6 protein-coding genes are annotated in these 9,891 nt (G+C 53.9%); 3 read left to right on the top strand and 3 right to left on the bottom strand.

Annotated features, from left to right (window positions below):
- Positions 1-399: 399 nt before the first annotated feature.
- From ACE41H_RS24800 to ACE41H_RS24790, 3 genes are read right to left on the bottom strand one after another with little or no spacing between them, the layout of a single operon-like run.
- Entirely contained in the window at positions 400-1,236 is an 837-nt protein-coding gene (locus tag ACE41H_RS24800; RefSeq protein WP_375358246.1) for a carbohydrate ABC transporter permease, read from the bottom strand.
- The gene (locus tag ACE41H_RS24795) at positions 1,236-2,117 is read right to left on the bottom strand and encodes a carbohydrate ABC transporter permease (RefSeq protein ID WP_375358245.1); all 882 of its coding nucleotides are present in this window, start codon (positions 2,115-2,117) and stop codon (positions 1,236-1,238) included. Before ACE41H_RS24795 ends, ACE41H_RS24800 begins: the two co-directional genes overlap by 1 nt.
- 34 nt (positions 2,118-2,151) lie before the next feature.
- Positions 2,152-3,405, bottom strand: coding sequence for a sugar ABC transporter substrate-binding protein (locus ACE41H_RS24790; protein WP_375358244.1), 1,254 nt, complete (start codon positions 3,403-3,405; stop codon positions 2,152-2,154).
- 388 nt (positions 3,406-3,793) lie between these two features.
- On the opposite strand from ACE41H_RS24790, the gene ACE41H_RS24785 reads away from it, so the two are divergent.
- The 3 genes from ACE41H_RS24785 to ACE41H_RS24775 all read left to right on the top strand — a co-directional run bounded on the left by ACE41H_RS24785 (position 3,794) and on the right by ACE41H_RS24775 (position 9,143).
- The gene (locus ACE41H_RS24785; RefSeq protein ID WP_375358247.1) at positions 3,794-7,159 is read left to right on the top strand and encodes a GH36-type glycosyl hydrolase domain-containing protein; all 3,366 of its coding nucleotides are present in this window, start codon (positions 3,794-3,796) and stop codon (positions 7,157-7,159) included.
- A gap of 79 nt (positions 7,160-7,238) precedes the next feature.
- Positions 7,239-8,210, top strand: a complete 972-nt coding sequence (locus ACE41H_RS24780; protein ID WP_375358243.1) for a LacI family DNA-binding transcriptional regulator — start codon at positions 7,239-7,241, stop codon at positions 8,208-8,210.
- Positions 8,211-8,315: 105 nt separating this feature from the next.
- Complete coding sequence (locus ACE41H_RS24775; protein WP_375358242.1) at positions 8,316-9,143, top strand: hypothetical protein; 828 nt, start codon at positions 8,316-8,318, stop codon at positions 9,141-9,143.
- The last annotated feature ends 748 nt before the right edge of the window (positions 9,144-9,891 follow it).

The following is a 9,891-nucleotide window of genomic DNA, read 5'->3' as shown; positions in this document are numbered from 1 at the left end:
AACGGACACCAGACACCACAGCCTACAGACACCCATCTCACTCGGGCTACTAGACTCTGAGGGGGGCGAATCCCCTTCTTGCAAGAAAGCTGGCAAAAAGCTGGCTGCTTTGATTCAGCGTCAACCCTAGCAGTAGACATCCTTGCAGGCAGCGCAGGTAAAGCCATCTACAGCAGAATCCGCAGGCCTTTTGGGACTTCTACAGCAAGCTGTACGAAAATCAGCAGTTCGAGGCCGACCTGAGGGCCAACACTTATCTTGCAGACGTAAAAAAGATTACAAAATCGGCGGGTATTACGGCGTGAATGGCACCCCCGCTTTTTTTCGTAAACGGCAAAAAACTGCGATCAACCAGGAACTGCACCGCCTTGAAGGGATGCCGCCTCTTGACCGTTCACTCTACTTGATGCCTGAAATGGTGTAGTTGTCAATAATGTATTTTTGAAAAATGATGAAAATGAAGATGATCGGCACCACCATGAAGGCCGATCCGGCCATTTGCAGCGCAAATTGGCTCTCGTTCTGTCCCTTCAGCAAAGAGAGACCGACCGACAGGGTATACAGCTTCTCATCATTGGCAACGATGAGCGGCCACAGAAAGCTGTTCCAGCCCCCGATAAAAGTCAGAATGGCCTGCACCGCCAGAATCGGCGTCGAAATCGGAAGCACAATCTGCAGAAAGGTCCGGAACTCCCCCGCTCCATCCAGACGGGTCGCCTCAAGCAGCTCGTCCGGAATGGTGGTCATAAACTGGCGGAACAGAAAGATCGAAAACGCCCCCACCAGTCCCGGCAGCACGATGCCCGCCATCGAGTTGGTCAGATGCAACTGGTTGAGGATCAGATATACAGGGATCATGGTCACCTGTCCCGGGATCATCATCGTAGCGAGCACCAGATAAAAGAGGACTCCTCTTCCTTTAAAATGGAACTTGGCAAAGCCATATCCGGCCATCGCGTTCAGGAACAGGCCGATGAACGAGAACAGGACGATGATCAGCGTATTTTTCAGATAAACCCCGAATGCCATATTGTCAAACAGATTGCGGAAGTTCTCCAGCGTGAATTGCTGCGGCCAGAGCGTTGGCGGAATCTGCTTTACTTCTGCTTCCAGCTTGAATGAAGACAGGATCATCCATACAAAGGGGAGCAGCATCAACAGCCCGCCAATAGTCAGGAGTATGCCGACCGTCCATTGAAACGCTTTTGCTATTTTCACAGAATCACCTCTCTCCATCAGGACTCCGTTTTATTTTGCAGACGGAACTGGATCAGTGTGATTGCAATAATCGCAAAGAACAGCACGAATGACCCTGCCGCCGCATAACCGAACTTGCTAAACTTGAAACCGTTGTTGTAAATGAACAGAGCCGCCGAGATCGTGCCATCGAGCGGGCCGCCATCGGTCATAACAAACGGCTCCTCGAAAAACTGCAGCCAGCCGATCATCGTGGTGATCGAGACAAAAAAGATCGCGAAGCGCAGCTGCGGCAGTGTGATATACCAAATCTGCTGCCAGGCGTTGGCCCCGTCCAGTTGAGCCGCCTCATAATAGGATTTTGGAATTCCCTTGATCGCCGCGATGAAAATGATCATGTTCAGCCCGATCCCCCTCCATACCGCGAGCAGGATCAGCGATATTTTGGCCGTCGTCGGCTCGGTCAGCCACGGAACCGTTCCCAGATTCCACTCTGACAGCAGATAGTTGAACAGCCCGAGTGTAGGGTTGTACAGATAACTCCAAACGACCGCCACCGCGACCACGTTGGTTACGGACGGCAAATAATATACGACGCGGAATGCGCTGAACAGCCGCGATTCCCCCATATGAATCAGGATGGCCACAGCCAGCGAGAACAGCAGCACCAGCGGTACACCGATGACTACGTAGAACAGTGTATTTAACACCGCTTTATGGAAAGCGGGATCTGCCAAAACATTGCTATAGTTCTCCAGTCCAATGAACTGAATATTGCCGTAATCGATCAGGCCTGACAGATCCATATCCGTGAAGCTGATGACAAGCGCGAGCAGGATTGGCACCACCGAGAACACGGCAAGCAGTATGACCGAAGGGCCTATAAATAAATATGGCGCTAATTTCGAGCTCCCTTTCATACATTCACTTCCTTTGCTTAGTCCGGATACTCCCCTACTTTTTCAAAATGCTCGCCGCCTGCTCGTTGAACGCATCCAGTTCTGTCTGCACATCAGCCCCGCCGCGGTAAATGCGCTCAAAGCTCTTCAGGTACTGCTGAGCAATTTCCTCCCATGCGGCAATCTGCGGCATCGGCTCGGCATGATCCAGCTGCTCGCGGATCATTTTCAGGTTCGCGTCTTCCTGAAGACCGGGATCTTCCCATGCTTTCTTATTCGCCGGCAGCACGCTCGCCAGCTCCATCCATTTCAATTGGGTTTCAGGCTTGCTCATGTAAGCCAAAAATCGGGCAGCTTCATCCTGATGCTCGCTGAACTGGAAGATCGCCAGATCGGAGCCGCCCAGCACGGAGGTATTGTTCTCTTTGGCCGGAAGCTGTGCGACCGCCCATTTACCTTTCAGCTCGGGGGCCTGCTCTTCAATCTGCTTGATCATATACGGTCCACTGATGAACATCGGCGCAATACCTTCCCCTTTAAGTCCCTGCACCGAATCAATGCCAAGATCGGTCGCATTGGAGCCATTCTGGAAAAAACTGTTCAAATACTCGACGGCTTCCACGAATTCCGGCTGATTAAACAGCGGATTACCCTGCTCATCCATAATCCTGGAGCCGTTTTGCCGTGCCAGCATGAAGGAAAGCGACTGCTCCTTCGGGTTGAACGAAATGCCATATTTGCCTTCACCGCGGGCAGCCAGCTTCTGCGCCGCATCGGACAGCTCTTCCCAGGTTTTCGGACCTCCAGGATAACCGACTTCCGCAAGAAGATCGGTGCGGTAGAACAAAATCTGCGCTTCCGTATACCACGGCACGGCAATCATTTTGTCCTCAAATTTGGTGGTGGCAATCGCCCCGGCAAAGAAATTGTCCTCCGCGAGCTCGGGATACTGGCCGGCATACTTCGAAAGATCAAGCAGCGCACCTGCGCTGGCAAACTCAGGAACCCAGGAGGTGCCCATCTGCACCACGTCCGGACCTGATTTCGAAGCAACCGCTGTCAGCAGCTTATCGTGGGCGTTATCCCATGGCAGAGCCTGTACCTCTACCTTGATGTCCGGATTCTCCTCTTCAAAATGTGTGACTATATCGGGCAGCGCCTGCGCTTCTGCGCCCATCCCCCACACGGTGAGTGTCGTCTGCCCATCCTTCTCCGCTCCTGACGACGTATTCCCGGATGAGCAGCCTGCGAGCGCTCCCATCATCAGCATGGAACCGGCCAGTACGATCCCCAGTTTTCTTTTCCACATATCCATTCCTCCCGATTGTGCATTGAAGTAAGATGCCCGGAAATGCTTGTAACCCCTGATCCATGTACGATCTATTGTGATGGCTTGTTATAGAAACGTTTCGATTGTCATTATAAAGCAAAATGAAACCGCATTCAATAGGGTTCGGAAATATTTTTACACATGGGGAAATGAGCAAATATACACAAACATCAACCTGTAAACGGTTCAATTTCGGCCGAATAGCCACTCTTCTTCCGTTTGACTCCCTTTTCGGAAGCAGATATAATCCACTTAACCCCATTATAGAAACGTTTCGAAAGTTTGTTTTCCGTCTATGCGGAGCCTAATAACAGAGACTGCCTGGAAGGAAGCTTCCGCTTTGAGAAATAAAGAAAGGAATGAGCTCATGACTACGTACACCGACTCCGGCACCCGCCTGCAGGCAGGCAATCTGTCCTTTGAATTTCTGAACAGCGGAGATATTTATCAGATTCGCTCCGGCAGCATGATGATCAACCAGCTGTTATCCAATGAGATTGACGGTTCTCTCAACAATTTGTATCTCCGTCTTCATAGATCTGACGGCATTCGCTCCTTTCCCCTGCTCGGTGTTCGCTCGGCCAGCCGGATGCGAAAGCACCGGAATCATATCGTGTGGGAAGGCCGTACGGAAGACGTCAGCTATAAAGTGATTTTCAGCCTGAGCAGCCGCGATGTCTGGTTCTGGGATGTTGAAATTGAAGGCAGCGGGGTGGCCGTTGACCTGATTTATGGACAGGATGTCGGTATAGCCGGCATAGGGGCCGTGCGCAGCAACGAGGCGTATTTGTCCCAGTACATTGACCATACCGTCTATCATGACGACATTCGGGGATATGCGGTATGCTCACGCCAGAATATGCCGCAGGAAGGGACTTTCCCTTATTTGCAGCAAGGCTCCTTGACGGGAGCGGCCGCTTTCTCCACGGACGGATTCCAGTTCTTCGGCCTCTCGTATAAAAAGACGGATCAGCCGGAAGCCCTGTCCATGGACTCGCTGGCGAATGAAGTCTATCAATATGAATTTGCCTATACGGCGCTTCAATCCGAGCGTGTCTCCCTGAATGGGAAAGCGAGCTTTGTGTTCTACGGCTTGTACAGAGCTGACCATCCGGCAGCCGTGACGGCGCTCGAGTTCACAGACGTATTGGAGCAGGCCCGCGAAGAGGTGAGCGCCTCTCTCACCCTTGCCGCTGCACTGCCTGCGGATATGTCCCTGGCACCAGCCCCGTCCGGAACAGCGCTTGCTGCAGCGGGGCCGCTGTCTGCGCTCCCGCTGAGCGAAGAGGAGATTAACGCCCTCTTCCCTAACCGCCGTGAAGAAGAGCGCGAAGGGGACGAGCTGCTCTCCTTTTTTACAGATACCTATGAGCATGTCGTTCTGCCAGCCAAAGAGTTGCGTGTTGAACGCCCTCACGGCCATATTCTGATGGGCGGGCACCTCGGCTCCAGGGAGGAAATCGTCACAACCACCTGCTACATGTACGGGATATTCAATTCCCAGCTTGTGGTGGGCAATACGAATTTCAATAAAATGATCACCCATGCCAGAAATCCGTTAAATGCACAAAAAGCCTCCGGGCAGCGCATTTACGTTGAGATGGACGGCGTTTACCGGCTGCTCTCCCTCCCTTCCCTGTTTGAGATCGGCTTTAATTACGTACGCTGGTATTACAAAATGGAAAAGGATACGCTGATTATAACGAACAGTACGAATACGGATTCCCCTGATATACAGCTTCAGGTGACCTCCGCAAGCGGGCATTCTTACCGGTTCCTGGTCACGCAGCAGATCTCCATGCATGTAAATGAATACGAACTTACGTTCCACATGGAACAATCCGGCGACAGCCTCGTCTTCCGAGCCGACCGGGCCGCGCTTAGTACGGAGGCCTACCCCAACCTGCAGTACAGCCTGCAGGTGCAGGGGACAGCCTTTGAAGCAGGTGATGAACGCATACTGAACAGCAGCGCAGTCCCCGGCGGTGCATCCCTTGTTGCGCTTGAACTGAGCAGCACTCCCGAATGGACGCTCATCGTTCAAGCCATGCTGTACGGCAAGCGAGCAGCCGCTGTCCCGGCACAGGATTGGGACACAGCGCGGGAAGATTACCGGCGCTACCTGGGTTCGCTCATGAACAGCTTCAAGCTCCGGCAAAACGGCCGCGAAACGGATCATCTATTCCGTTTTAACACCCTTGCCTGGTGGTATACGCACAACATGCTCGTCCATTACACCGTCCCGCACGGCCTGGAGCAGTATGGAGGAGCGGCCTGGGGAACACGGGACGTCTGCCAGGGGCCTGTGGAATACTTTTTGTCGACCCAGAATTTCGCCGAGGTCCGCAGCATTCTGCTGACGGTCTTCAGCCATCAGTACGAAGATACGGGAAATTGGCCGCAATGGTTCATGTTCGACAGCTATGCGAAAATCCAACAGGAAGAGAGCCATGGCGATATTATCGTATGGCCGCTCAAAGTGCTCGGGGATTATTTGACCGCAACGCGGGACTACAGTATTCTGGAGGAAAATGTGCCCTACACGGACCGGCATACCTTTGAATTTATCCAGGAGACAGCTCCTGTGCTGGAGCATGCATTGAAAGAAATCCAATATATCCGTGAACACTTCCTTCATGATACACATCTGTCCGCCTACGGGGACGGGGATTGGGATGATACGCTGCAGCCCGCCAATGCGCAGCTCAAGCAGTACATGGCCAGCAGCTGGACGGTGGCCTTGACCTATCAGGCGGTCAGCCGTTTCGCCGCGGTGCTGGACGCTTCCCCGTCAGCCGGAGCTGCGGCCCCGCTGCACGAAATGGCGGAGGGCATCCGCCGCGATTTTGAGCGCTATATGCTCGGCTCGGACGTGATCCCCGGCTTCGTCTATCTTGAAGATCCGGACAGCCCCCAGCTGATGCTGCATCCTTCCGACTCGGAGACCGGCATTACCTGCCGCCTGTTGCCGATGACACGCAGCATGATCAGCGAGCTGCTGACCAGGGAGCAGGCGCTCGCGCACGAAACGCTGATCCGCGAGCAGCTGCTGTGCCCGGACGGCGTCCGCCTTATGAACCGCCCAGCCTCATATGCCGGCGGCGTCAGCACGCATTTCAAACGGGCGGAGCAGGCAGCCAATTTCGGACGGGAAGTCGGGCTGCAGTACGTCCATGCCCATATCCGCTACGTGGAAGCGATGGCCAAGCTGGGCCGGGCACAGGAGGCATGGCACGGGCTCAGCGTTATCAACCCGGTAGGCATCCGCCACACGGTTCCGCATGCGGAACTGCGGCAAAGCAACGCGTACTTCAGCAGCTCAGACGGCAAGTTCCGGACCCGTTATGAAGCGCAGGACCGCTTTGCAGAGCTGAAAGCCGGCTCCGCGCCGGTTAAAGGCGGTTGGCGGATTTATTCCAGCGGTCCCGGCATCTATATGAACCAGCTGATTGCGGGCTGCCTGGGCATCCGCCAGTGCGAAGGCGATCTCGTCATCGATCCGGTGCTGCCCGTCGGGCTGGACGGATTGGAGTTCCAATTCGCCTATGCGGAAACACCGGTCACCTTCATATACCATCTGCAGGGCGTTGAACGCTCGGTGACCCTGAACGGCAGTGCCCTGGAATGGACGCCGGAAGGCAACCGTTACCGCGAAGGCGGCATGAGAATTAAGCGGCAGCAGTTTGACAAAGGCCGTCTGGCGGATGGCAACCGGATCGAAATCACGCTGTAATCAACATCCGGAGGATTGGCTGAGGATGGCGATCTCTTCACGATCGCCATTTCCTTTTGGAAATAGAGGAGGAACACCCATGGTCAGTATTAAAGATATTGCCCGGGAGGCGGGCGTCTCCATTTCGACCGTCTCTTATGCCCTGAACGGCAGTACCAAGGTGACGCCGGAAACATGCGCCAGAATTCTGGCGATTGCCAAAGAAATGAATTATGTGCCCAATGCGGCCGCACGCAACCTGAAGAAAAGGGAAACCCGCATCATCGGTGTATTTCTGACCGATTTCAGCGGTGACGTATACGGTGATTTATTGTACGGCATCAAGGAGATTCTGAACCGGAAGGGATACGATCTGATCGTGTGCAGCGGCAAGCAAGCACACCGCATGCTGCCCGAGCGCATGATTGACGGAGCGATCGTGCTGGATCAGACGTTCTCCAGTGAGGAGCTGCTGCAGTATGCCGAGCGTGGGCATAAAATTGTCGTCCTCGACCGGGAGCTGAACCACCCGAATGTGAACCAGGTGCTGCTTGACAACAAAGCAGGCGCCACGCTGGCCGTGGAATACCTGCTCGAGCTCGGGCACCGCCGCTTCTACGCCGTTACCGGCCCCGAGGGCTCCTACGATTCCTGGCAGCGGATGCAGGCGGTCAGACAGACCGTTGAGCGCAGCGGGACGGCGGAGTTCATCGAAATCCAGGGCAACTTCGAGAAATCGGGCGGCGAGCAGGCCGCCGAGCGGGTGCTCTCGGAGTTCAAAGCAACGGCCGCCGTGTTCTGCCTCAATGACGAAATGGCCGTTGGGTTCTACAACAGAATGGCCGGCACGGAGCTTGAAATCGGCCGCGATATCCATGTAATCGGATTCGACAATATCGAGCTGGCCCATTACCTGCAGCCACGCCTCTCCACCATCGATTACTCGAAACGGAAATGGGGCGCGGTAGCCGCCGGGCAGCTGCTCGATATTCTGGCAGGGCAGCCGGTGGAGCATGAACGGATTTATGTCACACTGGTCAAGGGGGATTCTGCTAGAAAAGTACAGCCATAAAGACATTCAGCAAACGTTCAGCGGAGTTTAAGACTGGACTCATTTTCCTGCTTTATGATAGGTCCTGTACCACAAAACATAGCAGAAAGGTGGCGTTTCAGCAGTATGAACAACCGTTTAAAACCGAACAGCAAGAATACGAAAAAAGCCATTCTGGCAGGCAGCATGGCACTTGCCGTACTTACAGGGGCCGGCATCTGGTTTACCCAACCGGCGCAGGCGGCGGATACAACGGCGGCAGTTCAAGACAAAGCGGCTGATCAAGGCAGCCGGGGAGCAGGCGGACACGGTCCGAGAGGAGGCTTCGGCTTTGGTTCAGGCGAGCTGCAGACCCAGTTGCAGGAGTGGCTGTCCCTCGATGCGGACACGCTCAAGTCTGAGCTAAAAGAAAAGACCCTGGCGGAAATTGCGGAGGCGCAAGGTGTTTCCACCGAAGACCTCAAGTCCAAGCTGGAAGCATGGCTGAAGGAAAATGTGCCGGCGAACCGCCCGCCCAAAGAAAGTGCTGGCGACAGCAGCACTGATAGCAGCACTGATTCACAGTCTGCCAAGACTCCCGACTTTGCGGACATGGCTGCCAAAATGCTGGAAAGTAAAGGCTTCGGCATGGGACATGGCCATGGCCACGGCGGCATGATGGGCGGTGGTATGATGGGCGGCGGCATGTTCGGAAACAGCCAGGAACTGGCCACACTGCTCGGCTTGACCGCCGACGAGCTGAAGTCGGCAATCAAAGAAGGGTCTTCTTTAGCCGACATCGCGGAAGAGCAAAATGTAGACGTGGATGATGTTATTGATCTGTTGGTATCCTCCATGACCAAGAAGCTGGACGCACAGCTTGAAGAAGGAAAACTGACAGACAAGCAGTATGAAGCACGGAAGACTGAGCTGGAAAACCGGGTTACCAAGATGGTGAATGGCGAGCACCTATAAAAGGAAGCTGTTTTGCAGCAGGAGCGGGCTGCGAAACAGCCTCTTCTTCATTTCAGGCCTCCCCAATACCATCAACAGCAACGCTGTGCAAACCAACGGAACCCTTGTAGACAAATCGTGGGCCACTTTTTTCAAACTACGACAGCATAATTAACTAACTTACTCAACTTTCGCAGAGCCCAAATCCACTTCAACCTTTGTAGCTACCGGGTTCTGAGGAATTCGAATCCCCTTCTAGTGCGTGACAGTCAAGCCGCCAGCCGATCGCGGTAAGACATGTGATACTCTCTTTTCAGGAGCTTTGCACGATTATCCCATTGGATCAGGTTAAGAAAAACAGAAAACCGGGAACCGAAAATACACTTTAGGCACGTTAAAGAAAATAACGGAGCAAATGAGGCACGAAAATACCTGTTGTTACGCGATTCAGGACCATCGAATGGGTCTATTATCTTTTGGATTGTGCCTTACGGAGAAGCAGATCGATTCGAGTTCATGAGACGTTCTTTGGAGAAAACAGAGCGTTGTAGGTGATGTGAAACCGGCCGAGAGAGAAGGAGGGAGCGAAGCAAGGCACCGAAAACATAAAAAGACCCGGGTCCTCGTTGCCGCTTGAACCTGAATTTTTCCAATTTTCTCGTTCATGCTAACCCACACCGTTCAAGCCACGCACCTTATGCTCACCTTTCCTCGTTCAAGCCCTGCGATCAGGCCGCAGCCGCAAGAGGCTGCACCGGTTGGCGCGCAA

This window comes from Paenibacillus enshidis, assembly GCF_042136365.1.
GTDB classification, from domain to species: domain Bacteria; phylum Bacillota; class Bacilli; order Paenibacillales; family Paenibacillaceae; genus Paenibacillus; species Paenibacillus enshidis.
Note: the sequence above shows the minus strand (reverse complement) of the source record. Positions and strands in the feature narration are given on the sequence as shown.